Below are 15,919 nucleotides of genomic sequence, written 5' to 3'. Positions count from 1 at the left end.
GGCAGCTTCCAGATCGCGTTCCTCGACGAGCTGGCGAAGCTGCACCCGCACTCGCTCAAAGGGCACGCGGCAGTGCGTGAATTTCAGGCGACCGGAGCCGGCGGATGGTGGGTCGGATGAGCCAGATCGCTAGAGCCTTAACGATTGCCGGGTCGGACAGCGGCGGCGGGGCTGGCATCCAGGCCGACCTGAAAACGTTCCAGGAGCTGGGTGTATTCGGGATGTCGGCGATCACCGCCGTGACGGTTCAGAACACGCTGGGCGTGTCCAACGTCTATCCGCTGCCTCCGGAAGCTGCGGCAGAGCAAATCGATGCGGTTGGCTCCGACCTCGGCGTAGATGCGCTAAAGACCGGAATGCTGTTCAGCGCCGAAATCATTGGGGCGGTGGCCGCGCAAATCCGCGCGTTCGGCTGGAACCGGGTCGTTGTCGACCCGGTGATGATCGCCAAAGGCGGAGCTTCCTTGCTCCAGACGGAAGCGGTGCAGGCGTTGCGCTCGCAGCTGCTGCCGCTGGCGTACATCGTAACGCCGAACCTTCCAGAAGCGGAGGTGCTGTCCGGCCTGTCCATCCGCAGCATGGAGGACCGCCGCGAGGCAGCAAAACGGATCTGTGCTTACGGGGCGCAGCAGGTCGTCATCAAAGGAGGGCATGATGCCGCTGCCGGCGAGCAGGTCGTGGATTTGTATTATGACGGCGCGACCTTCAGTGAACTGGTGGAGCGGCGGATCCCTACGTCACAAACGCACGGCACAGGCTGCACGTTCTCGGCCGCTTTGACGGCAGAGCTTGCTAAAGGAACACCGGCCTTCGAGGCGGTGCGAACCGCGCGAGCCTTCATTCAGGCGGCGATTGAGCATGAGCTTGGATTGGGGCAAGGGCACGGCCCGACCAACCATTTTGCCTATCGCCGGCTGCAAGGAGCGTCCCGATGAGCGGCGGGGGCGGAAGCGGGCGGATTGCGGCGGATTGGATGCGCAAGCTGCTGCGCACGTATCTGGTCCTTGGCAGCCCGAACTGCCGCGATCATCCGCTCCGCGTATTGGAGGCGGCGTTGGACGGCGGCGTGACGCTGGTGCAGTTCCGCGAGAAAGGACCGGGAGCGCTCACCGGGGAGCCGCTGCGGGCGCTTGCCGTCCAACTGCTGGCCGCATGCCGCCGGCGGGGCGTGCCGTTCCTCGTCAATGACGACGTGGAACTGGCCCTTGCGATCGGTGCCGACGGCGTTCACGTCGGCCAGGAGGACGAGGCGGCCGCGCAGGTCCGCGCCCGGATCGGCGACCGCATTCTCGGCGTCTCCGCGCACACGTTCGCCGAGGCGGAGGCCGCCGTGCGGCATGGCGCCGATTACCTCGGCATCGGGCCGATCTACCCCACGGCCTCGAAGGCGGACGCCAAAGCGCCGCAAGGGCCGGCGATTCTCCGCGAGCTTCGCGACCGCGGGATCACCTTGCCGCTGGTTGGCATCGGCGGCATTACGGCCGAAACAGCCGGCGACGTGATTCGCGCCGGTGCCGATGGCGTTGCCGTGATCTCCGCCATAACCTTGGCGGATGACGTCCGCCAAGCCGCTGCGCAGTTATACGCGACAACGGATGCCGGCACAAGCACAACTTGAGAGCTTCATCATATACGCAATACGCAGACCAGACCCTTGCCCCAGGCAAGGGTCTGGGAATTTGTGGATCATATGGTAAAGGGGATTCGTATTAATTTCGCTTTTGTCATGAATAATGCGTGAACGCATATTTTTTTAATTCCTACTCCTATGGTATAATATCCTCAATGTTTGGCAATGCTGTTAATTTGCTGTCTTGTTGGTATGATATTTTTTAGTTTATGTTACATAGATCACCGCAACTTTTTCGCCCCTGTTCGGTAATAATTTAGGAAAGAATCGAACGGGAAGATGGCCCATGGAAGCGCGAGGAGGATCGCACCTAAATGACGGATTCCCAAATGATTCGCGAAATTAAGGAAGGTAACACGGAACTGTACTCGGAGCTGATGCGAAGGTATCAGCGGAAGATTCTAGCTTTCGTGTATCACATGTTAAAGAGCGCTCATTTAGAGCTGCTTGCTGAAGATTTATGCTCGGAAACGTTCTATAAAGCATTTCGCAGCTTGCATTCCTTTAGAGAGCTGGATGCTTCTTTCTCAACCTGGTTGTATACGATTGCCCGTAACACGGTGCTCAGCGAGCTCCGCAAGCAACGAAACGGTAACGTCCCCTTGGAGGAAAGCGGGATTATTCCCGTAGCCCCAAGCGAAGTCGCCCCGGAGCAAGCGGTATTGCGGAACGAGAAAGTGGGCATGGTGAGAGAAGCAATCAACAATTTGCCGGAGAAGCAAAGGTCAGCTTTGATCTTGCGTGAATACGATCAATTGGATTACCAGGAGATCGCAAACATACTGGGACAAAGCGTCAGCGCCGTGAAGTCGCTATTGTTCCGGGCGCGCAGCAGTGTAAAGAGTCAGCTTGAACCCTACTTTTATGAACCCATCTACGAGCATTACGAAGGGATGAAAAGCAGATGAATTGTAAAGAGGCCCAAGAATTGTTCGGATTGTTACGGGACTTGCCCGAACAACACCCACAGCGGCTAATGCTGGAACAGCATCTTTTGGGCTGCGAGTCTTGCGCGGGCGAATACCAACAATGGGAAGAATGCCTGGACATGCTGCAGTACATACCGATCGAAGTGACAGAAGAGCAAGCGGAAGCGGTCAACCGGCGAGTGATGGACCGGATTTATGCCGAATCGCCTTGGCTGGCTCCCGATGTGAAGCGCGGCGTGACCCGTCGTATTCGGCGGCGGGTGGTGATTTGGGCCGCCAGCTTCCTTGCGATCTTCGTCTTTAGTTTTGGATTCCTGCTGATGGATCATTTTACGACGGACCAGAAAAGTGCCGAGCCGACGACCGGGATTCTCCCGGCCGCCGTTGTGGTAGCGGGATCGGAGTCGGATACGTATGAGGATTTCTCAATCGCCTTAACTAGCGTCTCGCGTGGGATTGTAGAGCCTTTTGCGGTACAAATGGGTCCGGCCTATCCGCAATATTGGATGTACCTGTCCATGGGCGGTATGCTGCTGGCACTCTTTTCCTGGAAAGGGCTGCGCCGAACCAAAAGATAAACTTGGGTCCTAACGCTTCTCCCGCTTTCGGAGCGGGCGGGGCGTTTTTACATCTAAAGGGGGATGATTATGCTCGTTGGGTTGATTCGCCATGGACTTACCGATTGGAACGCAATCGGAAGAATTCAAGGACAAAGCGATATTCCGTTAAACGATGAGGGACGGCGTCAAGCCGAGCTGCTGGGCAGAAGATTGAAGGAGGAAAACGAATACCGCTGGGATTTCGTCCTGACGAGCACGTTGTCACGGGCGCGGGAGACCGGTTCGATCATCGCCGATGCGCTCGGGATTCCGCTATACGATCCGGATCCACGGTTGATGGAACGGTCGTTTGGCAAGGTTGAGGGGCTGACGCTAACAGAAAGGGAAGCCTTATGGGGAAAAGATTGGGATCGCCATGAACTCGGGCAGGAGAAGGATGAGGAGATTCGTCAGCGGGCCTTGTCTTTTATGACCGATTTGGCGGAGCGTTACCCGTCGAATAACATCCTGGTCGTTACCCACGGCGGCCTGTTGGCTCAGTTATACATTGCCTTGTATCAGGAGAGATGCCAGGAGCGCATCGGCAACTTATCGCTCACCATTCTGGAGAAAAACGAGCAATCCTGGGACCTGCGGCTTTATAATTGTACGCGTCATCTGCAGGAAAGCGTCCAGGAACCGAAGTAAATCGGCTTAGGCCGGTTTCTTTTTTTGCCTATTTCATGGAATAATTTTGCTTTCAGGGAATAAACGCCGGAAAACCTTCCCATAATGGGATTAAAACGGCGAGGCGGTAAAACTATGAATCTTGCGGATATGCTCACTTATGCCGATATCGGACAACTTAGCAGAATAGCGGATCATTACCGCTGTGAATGCAACGGGCACTCGAAGCATGAACTGATTCAATCCATCCTGCAGACAGTAGGGCGCCGTGATTTTATCGAGCGCTATATCGGCAGCATGAGTATGGAGGATTTGCGCTTCCTGAACACCCTGCTGTTTGATGGTCGTCGTCAGTTCAGCCTGGAGGAATTGGTTGCCTGTGCACAGGGCTCGCGGTTTACGGAAGATGCGAAGGAACGGGAAAGTCCGCGGGAGATGATCACCCGCTTTCGCCAGCAGGGTTGGCTGTTTAATGGCACCACCCAGCAAACTCGCTATCTGTTTGAGGTTCCGGAGGACTTGAAGCAGCGTTTCCGCGAAGCACTGGAACGCCGGTTTCTTGCCGAGGTGAAGGCGGCCGCCGCCGAACCGCCGATGTACCGGGAGGAGCCGGAGATGTTGTCCGCCGACCTGCTGCTCTTCCTGCAATACGTTTCCCGGCATGACATCCCGCTGAATAGCGAAGGGGTCATGTATCGGAGAAACCAGTCGCAGATCATGGAATCACTGCACGTCTCCGAGGGGCTGGTTGGCAAAGGGTGGCGTTTCGGGTATGGCCGCCGTTTTAAGGATTATCCCAACCGGTTTGCGCTGCTCTACGACTATGCCTATCATTTCCGTCTCATTCAAGAGAACAACCATCGACTGGAATTGACGGATACGGGAGTGGTCTGCCTGACGGAGGAACGCAAGGAGCCGATGATCCAGTTCGTCCGCTTTTGGTTAAGATTATATAAAGGACCTATACCCAATTTGCTGTCTCTCGTCTACTGGATTGTCTGCTGTTCGAAAGAATGGGTGACGGTCTCCTCGCTGTTCGAACGAGTAGAGCCGCTGATCAAGCCGTTCTTCTACGACTCTCCGGCTTCGATTTTTGAAGAGCGGATCCTGCAGATGATGCTTCATCTCGGGATGGTGCGCTTCGGAGAAGACGAGCAGCGCGAACGATATGTGCAGGCTTCCCCGTTCGGGAAACAAGCGGTTCAGCAAATCCATAAGGGCTAGGCCGGGATCCGCGAATGCCGCTAGGCACAGACATATTCATGAGAATGGGGGCAAACGTCTCCCATATCGGCGAAGATATCGGTGAATATCTTTAAGTATGAGCAGGTTGTGAAGTGACGGAATCTACGAGATGTGTGACGGTATGGAAAAGAATATCTATGTAACGATGGTTTGGAGGTGCATCCTATGGATCAGATGAAGGTTACTTATGAAGCAATGCTTGGATTGGCGGCGGAAATGATATGGGACGAAGCGCTCCGGAAGCATCGCTCGGAACAGATCTACAACGAGATTGACACCGCCTTGGCGAATGGCGACGAGGTTGCCTTCCGGCTCCTGACGGATGAACTGAAAACACTAGAAGAACGCTAAAAGCAAACCGCCCTATCTGTTCACAAGAATACGAACGGATGGGACGGTTTTTTTGTGAGGAGATGAAGGATGGATTTGTCAAGGATCCCTGTTTATAATGGGAAGACATTGATCGAAGAAGGGGATGCAACATGAAATTTAGTGAAATTGAAGCTTCCGCCTGGGAAGAGCTGCGCCCATACCTGGATACCTGCTTGATTCCGGTAACGGGATTATCCGGACAAGAACGCCCGTATGAAGTCACCAAAAAGTTGGAAAGGCTGAGAGATGTCCTCGATTGGGTGGAAATCCCTTTCAAGGGAAGGGTCGTTACGTACCCGTCATACCAATACCAGACGCCGGATATGGCGCAGACCCTAAATGATTTGTGCCGAAATGTCAAGAGCAGCGGATTTAAGTACGCTGTGGTCATCTCAGCTGATTTTGAATGGGGAGATGCGGGGCTTCCAGAGGCGGATTTAATCGTGACGCCAGGCCGTTTTGCGGCGGATTCGAAGGAGGGAGCTGCGGCACGAGTGAAGGCGGCAGTACAAGAAATGTGGCAAGGCAAATAGCGATGATGATTGTGACAAAATATCGACAATTTCAAGTGGGACAAGCTTTTTGCGGGTCAAAAAAATGTGTCAAATTCTTGACGCTCTTAAAACGCTAATATATTATTAATATGTCTTACGCGATGTTGTGATAATTATCATTGAAACGCACGGAAACAATTGCTTGACAAGGGGGGTTGAAGACATATGAGCAATCAGCATGACCAGCAGGAATCCTCGCATAAACCGCCTATTCGCAAAGAGATGTCCCGTCGGCAATTTCTTACATATACGCTAGGGGGCGCCACAGCATTCATGGTGGGTGGGGTGACGCTTCCTATGGTTCGTTTTGCTGTTGATCCGATTTTGCACAAGAAAGGCGAAGGTACCTTCGTTAAAGTTGTGGAAGTGAGTAAGATTACCAGCGAACCACAGGAATTTTCGTTCGAGCTCAAGCAGCAAGACGGTTGGTACTTAAGTACAGCTTCCCTGACGGCTTGGATTCGCAAAGACGAAAGCGGCAAAATTTATGCGCTTTCACCGATCTGTAAACATTTGGGATGTACGGTCGGTTGGAATAACGACAAGAATTTCCCGAATGAATACCATTGCCCTTGCCACGGTGCGCATTACACCAAGGAAGGCAAGCAGTTGGCGGTGGCGTCGAAGCCGCTGGATGAGTACAAGGTTATGATTAAGGACGACTGGGTTTATCTGGGGGATATCATCCCGAACACCATCGTGAAATAAGGAGGCGTAGATTCGGATGTTTAAAAATGTATACAACTGGATTGACGAACGTCTTGATATCACGCCGATTTGGCGCGATGTGGCCGATCACGAGGTTCCGGAGCACGTGAACCCAGCGCATCACTTCTCCGCGTTTGTGTATTGCTTCGGCGGCTTGACGTTTTTTATTACGGTGATCCAGATCTTATCGGGGATGTTCCTGACCATGTATTACGTTCCCGATATTATTAACGCTTATGCCAGTGTAGAATACCTGCAGACCCAGGTCGCTTTTGGCCAGATTGTCCGCGGGATGCACCACTGGGGAGCAAGCTTGGTTATCGTTATGATGTTTCTACATACGCTTCGCGTTTTCTTTACCGGTTCCTACAAGGCACCACGCGAAATGAACTGGGTAGTCGGCATGCTGATTTTCTTCGTCATGATCGGTCTCGGTTTGACGGGTTACCTGCTGCCATGGGATAACAAAGCTTATTTCGCAACAAAGGTAACGTTGGAAATCGCCAACTCCGTACCGGTGTTGGGTCCGGTTATTAAGGAACTGCTGCAAGGTGGATCGATTGTAGGGGCAGAAACGTTAACTCGCTTCTTTGCCATTCACGTGTTCTTCCTGCCTGCAGTATTGCTGATCCTCTTGGTGGGTCACTTTATCATGATCCGCAGACAAGGGATTTCCGGTCCTCTATAAGAAGCGTGGGGCAAAGCTGATTCTAATGAATTAAATTAAGTTTCGAATGACCTCTATAAGAGAAGGGGGGGCAAAAAGGACATGGCTCATCATGACAATTCGAAGGAAAAGGTCGTATACGTCGGCGATTCCCGCGTCCGTAAGGGGAAGGGCTTTATTACGCCTCCGGATTATACGGCGTATCCCGGCAAGTCGGAAGCGTTCATTCCTAACTTTTTGCTGAAGGAATGGATGGTTGGCGTCGTTGTGCTCGTTGGATTCCTGGTGCTGACGATTTCGGAACCGGCTCCGCTGGGCTTCCCGGCCAATCCGACGGCTTCGGTTATCCCGATGCCGGACTGGTACTTCCTGTTCCTGTACCAATATCTGAAATATCCATATGCCTCCGGCGATTACGTCGTGCTTGGTACGATGGGGATTCCGGCTGTGATGTTCGGCGGCTTGCTGCTCGCGCCGTTCTTGGATCGGGGCAAGGAGCGCCGCTTCTATAAGCGTCCGATCGCATCGGCGCTGATGTTTCTTTCGATCGCTGCTGTCGTTTACTTGACGAACTTTGCTTGGACGCATTACCAGAAAGAACTTCAAGCGACAGGTCAAGTACCGGAACATATTCAGCGGGAAGAACAAGCTCGCGAGAATCGGGAGAAGGGCTTGCCCACGTCGAATGCGAACCGTCAGGAAGAGGTCGCGATCGTGGATAAGGACGACCCAGCCATGGAAGTATACAAGAAAGCGACCTGCGTATCGTGCCATGGGGCTGACCTGAAAGGGGCGGCTGGACCATCGCTTCGCGGCGTTGGTGACAAGCATGATAAGGAAGCAATCCTTTCGATTATTAAAGAAGGATACAATGGCAAGATGCCTGCAATGTATGATACTGCGATTAGCGCAGGCTTGACGGATCAAGACATCGACCACTTGGCTGAATGGCTTGCGAAACAAAAAGCAGAACAGTAAAATAAGTAGTAATCTAAAAACCTGATCGTATTGCGATCAGGTTTTTTTAAGCTGTGGTGCTATTTTCGTGGAAAAAGAGGGAGATCGCGCTTGAAACTATCGGATCTGTGGAGCAAGTCTTTTTTATCTTCCCGCTTCATTCTTTGGGCATTGTTCGTATGTAATCTATTGGGGACGGTTTACGGCTATATTTGGTATGATGCGCAGCTGCTAGACACCTGGCGGAACCATCCGAATTGGCAAATCGTGTTCGTTCCGGACAGCCCGACGGCCAGCTTATTCTTTACGTTAAGCTTGCTGTTTTTGTTGTTCCCGGCGACATTGGCTAAATATTACCGCCTCCGAACCCTGATCGAGGGGCTGGCGGTTGTGACGAGTGTGAAATACGGGGTGTGGGCCGTGACGATGATTTTTGCCGGGGCGTATCAGGGCGGGGAGCTGGTGTGGCAGGACTGGATGCTGGTCGCCTCCCATTTGGCGATGGCTGTAGAGGCGATGCTGTTTGTCCGATTGTATAAGTTTGGGACGTTGATGCTGCTTGGGGCCGGTGCCTGGACCCTGCTAAACGATACGGTGGATTATACCTATGAGGTCTATCCCTGGTTACCGGAGACGTTGTGGGATGACGTGTCCGAAGTGGCGATCTTTACCGTCCTCTTGACGGTGGCGAGCATTGCCGCCGGCTGGCTGGCGCTGAAGCAGGCCAAACGCGCCTGAGAGCGGGGTTCTAACGTAGGACAGCCTGCCATACCATGATGGTAGGGAGGGGATGTCCGTGAGAAGAACTTGGTTGAAAGGAGCGGTAGCCGTACTTGCTTTGCTTGCCGCCATGCTGCTATGGAATTCGGTGGTATTCGCTCAGCCGGAGAAGAACGGGACTGAGAGCACGCCAGCAACGTTGAAGGCGGTGGCGCCAGCGATGTCCGAACAGGAACGCAGCGAGCGGCTAAAGCAGCTTGAGTTGGCATCGGAACGGCTATATGAGCATATGCAGCAGGGAAGTACCCAAGAAGCATTGGCTGACATGGAGGCGTTAATTAACGCGCTGGAGGGGGTATCCTTTAAGGGGTTAACCTCGGTGGAGGGCATCCATGCCTTGGCGGAAACGATTATGGACACCAAAGAGACGTTAGTTAAGGTGGATATTCAGCCTGAAGCGTGGGCGCAATCCTCGGCCCGACTGCGGCTGGCGGTCAATAGCCTGCTGCATCCAGATAAGGCCTTATGGCAGCAATATTATAAAGTCATGTCCGATAATTTGCAGCAGATGAAACAGGCGCGTGCAGGCGGAAAACCTGCGGAGCTTCGTAAGGCGTTCCAAGCGTTGCAGGATCATTACGATGTCGTCCGCCCGGCCGCAGTGATTCGTCGCCCGGCCTCAGAGATCAACCGCTTTGAGTCGTGGCTGTCGTATACGGGAGGGCTAAGCAGTGCACCAACCTGGGATGAAACGGCTCTGAAAGGGGCCATCGAGCAAGGAGAAGGCGCATTAAAAGCACTGTTTGGCCGCCGGGGAGACGAGCCCGTATTCCTGCCGGTCACCGGCGTAGACAGCCCGTGGTATTGGAGCGCTCTGATCGGGCTTTGGATCGTGCTTGCCTTGACCTATACGGGAATCCGGAAGTATCGCGCTGACCAAGCCGTAACTGCCGTACGAGCGCAGCGCCGGGCGGAAGAGATGATCGGTACCGGCTTTAAGCCGTGAATCACACAAAAAGCTTAAGAGGCAGGGATGACCTTAACCCTCTTAAGCTTTTATGTTTATGTGCCTTTAATCTTCCTTGAACCCTTCCCCGTGTACATCGTGGACGTCATTGATGATAATAAATGCCCGCGGATCCACGGATTTGGCGATCGATTGCAACCGCCGACTTTCCTGCCTCGACACGACGCAGTAGGCCATATGCTTCGCTTGCTTGGAGTAAGCCCCAATGGCCGGAATCAGTGTGACGCCACGATCCATCTCCTTCGTAATGATATCGGCAATCGCGGGGGCATGGTCGCTGATGATCGTAAACGCCTTGGCGGAGTACGCACCCTCTTGAATAAAATCGATCACTTTCGAGGCGATAAATACGGCCACAAGCGTGTACAAAATATTTTCCTTCCTAATATAGAAGAGCGATAACCCGATAATGATGATGTCCAGCGTCAGGATGACCTGCCCCATACTAAACCCGTACTTGCGGCCAAGAATCCGCGCCACGATATCCGATCCTCCGGTTGTGCCGCCGAAACGGAAGACGATGCCAAGTCCTGCCCCCAGCGTCACCCCTGCATACAACGAGACGAGGATATAGTCCGTCTGCGTTTCGAACGGCAAAATCCAGCCCTCATCAATCATCCGTTCAAACAGCCACAAGAAGAGCGTTAATGAGCCGATGCCGACTCCGGTCCAAAGAATGGACCGTCCGCCGAGGATCTTCCAGCCGATCAGAAACAAAGGGATATTTAGCATGAGGTTGGACAGCGAAGGTGAAATGCCAAACGCATAGTTCAGCAGCAGCGTTACGCCTGTAACCCCGCCTTCCATCAGTTGGTTGGGCAGGATAAAATAAAGAAGGCCAAACGCATAAATCGCCGTACCCAGCATGATGGGCAGCAGCGTTTTTAGAAATCCGGTTAATTTGCTCAAAGCCATGAAAAAACCTCACCTGTCCCCAGCGTAATTTATGTTATGTAGCTTACTACCGCCAATTGGATAGATCTTCCTATCCTAGTATACCTTTTTCCGCGCCGATTAAAAAAGGATTTGTTTTCGTCACCTACTTACGATAACATAGGGGAAAACGGGACATAAAGCGGAGGGATTGGCACTTGGATAGGAACAATGAGAAATCTCTCGCGGAAATGCAGCGCGAAGTAGACCGTTATATTTCCCAGTTTAAAGAAGGCTATTTCAGCCCGCTGACGATGCTCGCTCGAATGGCGGAGGAAGTAGGCGAGCTGGCCCGCGAGGTGAACCATACCTTTGGTGAGAAGCCAAAGAAGAAGGATGAACCGGAAAATTCGATCGAGCTGGAATTGGGCGATATCCTGTTTATTACCATATGCTTTGCCAATTCGCTTGGGATTAATCTCACCGAGGCCCATGATAAGGTGATGCATAAATTTGCGACCCGGGATGCGGATCGATGGACGAAAAAGGACACCGAATAGGGTCATCCTTCATATGCTGTTAGCATGATCATCCCTACAGTAAAGGGGGATAGCATATGAAGGCGGAGGATTATTTACAACGAGCTTACCGCAGCATCTACGAAAACGACTTTGCACAGGCGATGCACTGGTTCGAGCGAGCGCTGGACGTCCAGCCGGATCACGCGGACATCCATTATCGCTACTCGATTACCTGCGCCCGGAGCGGGCAGCTGGATAAGGCGCTGCAACACGCGCGTCTGGCTGCGGCCTTGGAGCCTGAGCAGGACGAATATAAGCTGCATTGCGATCGTTTGCAGTCCATGGAACTGACGCAAATGGCCAGACGGCAGCTGGAGGCGACCGGCGCCAAGCGGAAAGCGGCAGCCGAGCCGGCAGCCCGCATGTTAAAGCGTGCGGTCGAGCTTGATCCGTTGTCGTTGGATGCGCAGGTTTGGCTGGCGATCGCCTACGGCGAGCTGGAATGCTACGACCTTGCGCTGCAGGCGGTTCGCAATGCATCGGCCCTTCCTTTGGACGCCGGTGCAGCAGGTCAGCTGAAAGAGCTGGAGCAGCGATTGAAGCAGCAAATGAAGCAATCATCCTAGTAGAGAATGTGAGGAGATCGAGATGTCGGAACCGATTAAAGTCGCCGTGGCGGGCGCCGCAGGCAGAATGGGCAGAGAAGTCGTAAAAATGGTGCTCCAGGACCCGGAGCTTCAGCTGGTTGCCGCTGTGAATTTATCAAATGAAGGCATCGATGCCGGAACGCTGGTTGGCCTTCCGGCTTGCGGCGTGCCGATAACCACGAATTTAGAAGAGGCGCTGCGGGAGACGAGCCCGCGAGTGCTTGTAGACTTTACGACACCGCAGTATGCTTATACGAACACCGAACTCGCGATTCGGTACGGCGTTTCGCCGGTTGTAGGGACGACCGGGTTTACGCCGGAGCAAATCGAAGAACTGGACAAGCTGTGCCACGCCCAGGGGATCGGTGGTTTGATCGCTCCGAACTTCTCCATCGGGGCGATTCTGATGATGCGTTTTGCGGCACAGGCGGCGAAATATTTTCCGCATCTGGAAATCATCGAATACCACGGCGACCAGAAGCTGGATGCCCCTTCAGGGACAGCGGTGAAGACGGCTGAGCTGATCGCGCAGAACCGGAAGGAGCTTCGTCAGGGCAACCCGAATGAGGAAGAGACGATTGAAGGCGCACGCGGCGGTTATTATAACGGTTTTCGGATACATAGCGTCCGGTTACCGGGCGTATTTGCACAGCAGGAAGTTGTGTTTGGCGGTTTTGGCCAGACGCTGAAGATTCGTCATGATTCGTATGAGCGTGCCGGTTACATGCCGGGCGTGAATTTGGCCATTAAGAAAGTGATTGACTGCAAGGGCATGATTTACGGGTTCGACCATTTCATGGATGAATAAAGGGGATAAGGCATATGTTAAACATCGCATTTATAGCTCATGACCGTAAGAAAGAAGATATCGTTAATTTCGTCATCGCCTACGAGCATGTATTCAAAGATAAGCGGCTTTATTCCACGGGGACGACCGGAAGGCAAATCATGGAAAATACTTCGCTAAAAATACACCGGTTCCTGTCGGGACCGCTCGGCGGGGATCAGCAAATCGGTGCGTTAATTGCCCAGAACGAGATGGATCTGGTCATCTTCCTGCGCGACCCGTTGATGGCACAGCCCCATGAACCGGACATCACCGCACTGCTGCGCTTGTGCGACGTACACGGGATTCCAGTAGCAACGAATATGGCCACCGCCGAAATTTTGGTACGTGCCTTGGATCGCGGCGACTTCGGTTGGCGCGAACTGGTGGAACAGAATAAACCGGGGTTGACAAAATGAACGGCTTACTGGATATCTTAATCTTTGGGGCACATGCGGACGATGCCGAAATCGGCATGGCCGGCACGATCGCCAAGCATATTGCCGCGGGGTACCGCGTGGGCATTTGCGATTTGACCGAAGCCGAGCTGTCCTCCAATGGCAATCCGGTGCTGCGTAAGCAGGAAGCCGAGGCGGCAGCCGATGTGCTCGGATTAGCCGCTCGCATCAATTTGGGGCTTCCTGACCGTGGGTTAACCGGGTCGGCGGAGCAGCTGGCTGCGGTAACCGAGGTGATTCGTCAGTATGCACCGCGGGTGGTTTTTGCCCCGTATTGGGAGGATCGCCACCCCGATCATATCGATTGCAGCAAGTTGGTGGAGGCTGCGGTCTTCAACGCCAAGCTGCGTCGGTACATGCCGGACAAGCCGGCGGTCGCTGCGCCTGAGCTTTATTTTTATTTCATTAATGATTGGGTGACGCCTGATCTGATCGTCGATGTGAGCGCAACCTACGAGCAGAAGGAGCGGGCGCTCCGGTGCTACCGTTCTCAATTCGAGGCCGGTTCGCCGGGCGAAGACATTGCCTTAACCCCGCTGAATCAGGGATATGTGGAACGGGTCAAAGCCCGCGACTCGCTGATTGGTCAGCGTGCCTTGATTCCTTTCGCAGAAGGGTTTATGACGAAAACCGCATATCAGGTTAATCTATTTGGCTCCCATCGCACATAAGCTGAAAGAGGGAACAAACAACAAAGGAGGCCCCCACCATATGGAACCATTTTTGAAAATTGGCATCACATGTTATCCATCCTTGGGCGGTTCGGGGGTTGTGGCCACCGAGCTCGGGAAGCTGCTGGCGGAGAAGGGCCACGAAGTCCATTTTATTTCGCATAGCGTTCCTTTTCGCTTAGGGAGTTACCATAAAAACATTTTTTACCACGAAGTTGAAGTCAGCGATTACTACGTGTTCCGGTATCCGCCTTATGATTTGTCCTTAGCCACCAAAATGGCTACGGTAGCCAAAGAGCAAGGACTGGATATTCTGCATGTTCATTATGCGGTGCCACACGCGGTTTGCGCGTTTCTCGCCAAGCAGATGGTGGGAGACTCGCTTAAGGTCGTGACAACGCTGCATGGGACCGATATCACCGTATTGGCGCAGGACGAATCGCTCAAGGACTTGATTCGGTTGGCGATTAATGAAAGTGACGCTGTAACCTCGGTGTCCCGCGATTTGATGCGGGAAACCCGCGAGGTCCTCGACATCACGCGGGATATCGACTTGACGTATAACTTTGTTGACGAGCGGGTGTATTACCCGCGCGACGCCAAGAGCTGCCGGATGAATTTTGCCGCTCCCGGCGAGAAAGTGCTGATGCATATCTCCAACTTCCGGCCGGTGAAGCGGGTGAGTGATGTGGTGGATATTTTCCATCAAGTCAACCGGGAAGTTTCGTCGAAACTGTTGTTTGTCGGTGAAGGACCGGAATTGCCCAAGATCCAATGCAAAATCAAGGAGCTGGGCCTGGCCGACCGGGTGCATTTCCTCGGAAAACAGGACGATATCGCTCATGTGATTTCCATGGCGGACGTCTTGCTGCTGCCTTCGGAGAAGGAAAGCTTTGGCCTGGTCGCCCTGGAGGCGATGGCTTGCGGAGTGCCGACCATCGGCTCAATTGCAGGCGGGATTCCGGAGCTGGTGAAGCACGGGGAGACCGGTTTCCTGGCGCCGATCGGCGATACGAAGCAGATGGCAGAGTACTGCATCTCGCTGCTGAAGAACCCGGAGCTGGCTGAGCGGATGCGTGAAGCCTGTTTAACCCGGGCCAAAACCGAGTTCAGCAGCGATAAAATGATGGCAGCATACGAAGAAATTTATTACCGTGTGCTAAATGTTCCAATGCCAACGTTAAATCCGGCGTGCGGTTGATGGGACCGGACGATGATTAAGCGAATTCGCAGCATGTTAACGGCGCAGGGCTGGAGAGCCCTGCGCTTGCTGTGCCGATTTTTTGTCTATGCTTGTATTGATTGGAAGGGAGGTGTCCGCAATCGAAAAACATCATTGGAGTCAAGTTGACCCCCTTATGCTAGCTCAGGGGGAACGTGTGCTGCGTATTTTGCGAGATGGCGGGCACCAGGCTTTTTTTGTCGGGGGTTGTGTGCGTGATGAACTCATGGGGCGCCCGGTCCACGACATGGATATTGCTACTTCAGCGAAGCCGGATGAGGTGGTTCGGTTGTTTGAACGCACGATCCCAACGGGAATTCAGCACGGGACGGTAACGGTGATGATGGGGGATCATGCGTTTGAGGTGACGACGTTCCGCAAGGAGTCGGATTACGCCGATTTTCGCCGTCCGACTTCGGTGGAGTTCGTCGATGCGGTGACAGAGGATTTGCGGCGGCGGGATTTTACGATGAATGCGATCGCCCGGGGGCTGGAAGGCGAGCTGATTGACCCGTTTGGCGGCCGGATGGATATTGAGCGCGGGCTGATCCGCTGCGTGGGCGATGCCAAAGAACGGTTTGCGGAAGATGCCCTGCGCATGATGCGGGCGGTCCGGTTCGCTTCGACCTTTGGGTTCCGCCCGGTTTTAAGCTTGTGGAAGGCGCT

At 53.7% G+C, this 15,919-nt stretch carries 20 protein-coding genes and 2 pseudogenes; 21 read left to right on the top strand and 1 reads right to left on the bottom strand.

The window, feature by feature from the left end; genetic code table 11:
* The 14 genes and pseudogenes from POTG_RS25030 to POTG_RS21655 form a co-directional block, all read left to right on the top strand.
* A pseudogene (locus tag POTG_RS25030) lies at positions 1 to 120 on the top strand (hydroxyethylthiazole kinase); the annotation flags it as partial.
* Entirely contained in the window at positions 117 to 935 is an 819-nt protein-coding gene (gene thiD / locus POTG_RS21715; RefSeq protein ID WP_009227000.1) for a bifunctional hydroxymethylpyrimidine kinase/phosphomethylpyrimidine kinase, read from the top strand. The pseudogene POTG_RS25030 and the gene thiD, both read left to right, overlap by 4 nt.
* Positions 936 to 973: 38 nt before the next feature.
* Positions 974 to 1,618 (top strand): thiamine phosphate synthase, encoded by a 645-nt coding sequence (gene thiE / locus POTG_RS21710; RefSeq protein ID WP_269724348.1) that lies wholly within the window; start codon positions 974 to 976, stop codon positions 1,616 to 1,618.
* Positions 1,619 to 1,944: 326 nt separating this feature from the next.
* A complete protein-coding gene (locus POTG_RS21705; RefSeq protein WP_009226998.1) occupies positions 1,945 to 2,538 on the top strand; it encodes an RNA polymerase sigma factor in 594 nt (197 codons plus the stop codon).
* The gene (locus tag POTG_RS21700) at positions 2,535 to 3,137 is read left to right on the top strand and encodes an anti-sigma factor family protein (protein ID WP_009226997.1); all 603 of its coding nucleotides are present in this window, start codon (positions 2,535 to 2,537) and stop codon (positions 3,135 to 3,137) included. Before POTG_RS21705 ends, POTG_RS21700 begins: the two co-directional genes overlap by 4 nt.
* A gap of 69 nt (positions 3,138 to 3,206) precedes the next feature.
* The gene (locus POTG_RS21695) at positions 3,207 to 3,806 is read left to right on the top strand and encodes a histidine phosphatase family protein (RefSeq protein ID WP_009226996.1); all 600 of its coding nucleotides are present in this window, start codon (positions 3,207 to 3,209) and stop codon (positions 3,804 to 3,806) included.
* A gap of 114 nt (positions 3,807 to 3,920) precedes the next feature.
* Positions 3,921 to 5,009 carry a hypothetical protein gene (locus POTG_RS21690; protein ID WP_009226995.1) on the top strand — a complete coding sequence of 363 codons (1,089 nt, stop codon included), beginning with the start codon at positions 3,921 to 3,923 and terminating at the stop codon, positions 5,007 to 5,009.
* Positions 5,010 to 5,195: 186 nt separating this feature from the next.
* On the top strand, positions 5,196 to 5,381 hold the full coding sequence (locus POTG_RS21685; protein WP_009226994.1) for an IDEAL domain-containing protein: 186 nt from the start codon (positions 5,196 to 5,198) through the stop codon (positions 5,379 to 5,381).
* Positions 5,382 to 5,512: 131 nt separating this feature from the next.
* A complete protein-coding gene (locus POTG_RS21680) occupies positions 5,513 to 5,935 on the top strand; it encodes a DUF2487 family protein (RefSeq protein WP_009226993.1) in 423 nt (140 codons plus the stop codon).
* Between the two features lie 186 nt (positions 5,936 to 6,121).
* Positions 6,122 to 6,664, top strand: coding sequence for a ubiquinol-cytochrome c reductase iron-sulfur subunit (locus POTG_RS21675; protein ID WP_009226992.1), 543 nt, complete (start codon positions 6,122 to 6,124; stop codon positions 6,662 to 6,664).
* A 16-nt stretch (positions 6,665 to 6,680) separates the two neighbouring features.
* The gene (qcrB, locus tag POTG_RS21670; protein ID WP_009226991.1) at positions 6,681 to 7,352 is read left to right on the top strand and encodes a menaquinol-cytochrome c reductase cytochrome b subunit; all 672 of its coding nucleotides are present in this window, start codon (positions 6,681 to 6,683) and stop codon (positions 7,350 to 7,352) included.
* 81 nt (positions 7,353 to 7,433) lie between these two features.
* A complete protein-coding gene (locus POTG_RS21665) occupies positions 7,434 to 8,309 on the top strand; it encodes a menaquinol-cytochrome c reductase cytochrome b/c subunit (protein ID WP_009226990.1) in 876 nt (291 codons plus the stop codon).
* 90 nt (positions 8,310 to 8,399) lie between these two features.
* On the top strand, positions 8,400 to 9,026 hold the full coding sequence (locus POTG_RS21660) for a DUF1405 domain-containing protein (protein ID WP_009226989.1): 627 nt from the start codon (positions 8,400 to 8,402) through the stop codon (positions 9,024 to 9,026).
* Positions 9,027 to 9,084: 58 nt separating this feature from the next.
* Complete coding sequence (locus POTG_RS21655; RefSeq protein ID WP_009226988.1) at positions 9,085 to 10,014, top strand: sporulation protein YpjB; 930 nt, start codon at positions 9,085 to 9,087, stop codon at positions 10,012 to 10,014.
* 66 nt (positions 10,015 to 10,080) lie between these two features.
* Here the strand turns inward: POTG_RS21655 and POTG_RS21650 are convergent, their stop codons facing one another.
* Positions 10,081 to 10,950, bottom strand: coding sequence for a YitT family protein (locus POTG_RS21650; protein ID WP_009226987.1), 870 nt, complete (start codon positions 10,948 to 10,950; stop codon positions 10,081 to 10,083).
* Positions 10,951 to 11,159: 209 nt separating this feature from the next.
* Here POTG_RS21650 and POTG_RS21645 point away from each other — a divergent pair, with 209 nt between their 5' ends.
* From POTG_RS21645 to POTG_RS21615, 7 genes and pseudogenes are all read left to right on the top strand, one after another.
* Positions 11,160 to 11,468 (top strand): nucleotide pyrophosphohydrolase, encoded by a 309-nt coding sequence (locus tag POTG_RS21645; protein WP_036646645.1) that lies wholly within the window; start codon positions 11,160 to 11,162, stop codon positions 11,466 to 11,468.
* 56 nt (positions 11,469 to 11,524) lie between these two features.
* The gene (locus POTG_RS21640) at positions 11,525 to 12,055 is read left to right on the top strand and encodes a tetratricopeptide repeat protein (RefSeq protein ID WP_009226985.1); all 531 of its coding nucleotides are present in this window, start codon (positions 11,525 to 11,527) and stop codon (positions 12,053 to 12,055) included.
* A 22-nt stretch (positions 12,056 to 12,077) separates the two neighbouring features.
* Entirely contained in the window at positions 12,078 to 12,884 is an 807-nt protein-coding gene (gene dapB / locus POTG_RS21635; RefSeq protein ID WP_009226984.1) for a 4-hydroxy-tetrahydrodipicolinate reductase, read from the top strand.
* 14 nt (positions 12,885 to 12,898) lie between these two features.
* Complete coding sequence (gene mgsA / locus POTG_RS21630; RefSeq protein WP_009226983.1) at positions 12,899 to 13,321, top strand: methylglyoxal synthase; 423 nt, start codon at positions 12,899 to 12,901, stop codon at positions 13,319 to 13,321.
* Positions 13,318 to 14,031 (top strand): bacillithiol biosynthesis deacetylase BshB1, encoded by a 714-nt coding sequence (gene bshB1, locus POTG_RS21625; protein WP_009226982.1) that lies wholly within the window; start codon positions 13,318 to 13,320, stop codon positions 14,029 to 14,031. The genes mgsA and bshB1 overlap by 4 nt, the downstream gene beginning before the upstream one ends.
* Positions 14,032 to 14,071: 40 nt before the next feature.
* Complete coding sequence (bshA, locus tag POTG_RS21620) at positions 14,072 to 15,232, top strand: N-acetyl-alpha-D-glucosaminyl L-malate synthase BshA (protein ID WP_009226981.1); 1,161 nt, start codon at positions 14,072 to 14,074, stop codon at positions 15,230 to 15,232.
* 88 nt (positions 15,233 to 15,320) lie between these two features.
* Positions 15,321 to 15,919, top strand: a pseudogene (locus POTG_RS21615) (CCA tRNA nucleotidyltransferase); the annotation flags it as partial.

The sequence above is a fragment of the Paenibacillus sp. oral taxon 786 str. D14 genome (genome assembly GCF_000159955.1).
GTDB lineage: Bacteria > Bacillota > Bacilli > Paenibacillales > Paenibacillaceae > Fontibacillus > Fontibacillus phoenicis.
The sequence above is the reverse complement of the archived record's forward strand: the minus strand, read 5'-3'. Positions and strand labels throughout refer to the sequence as shown.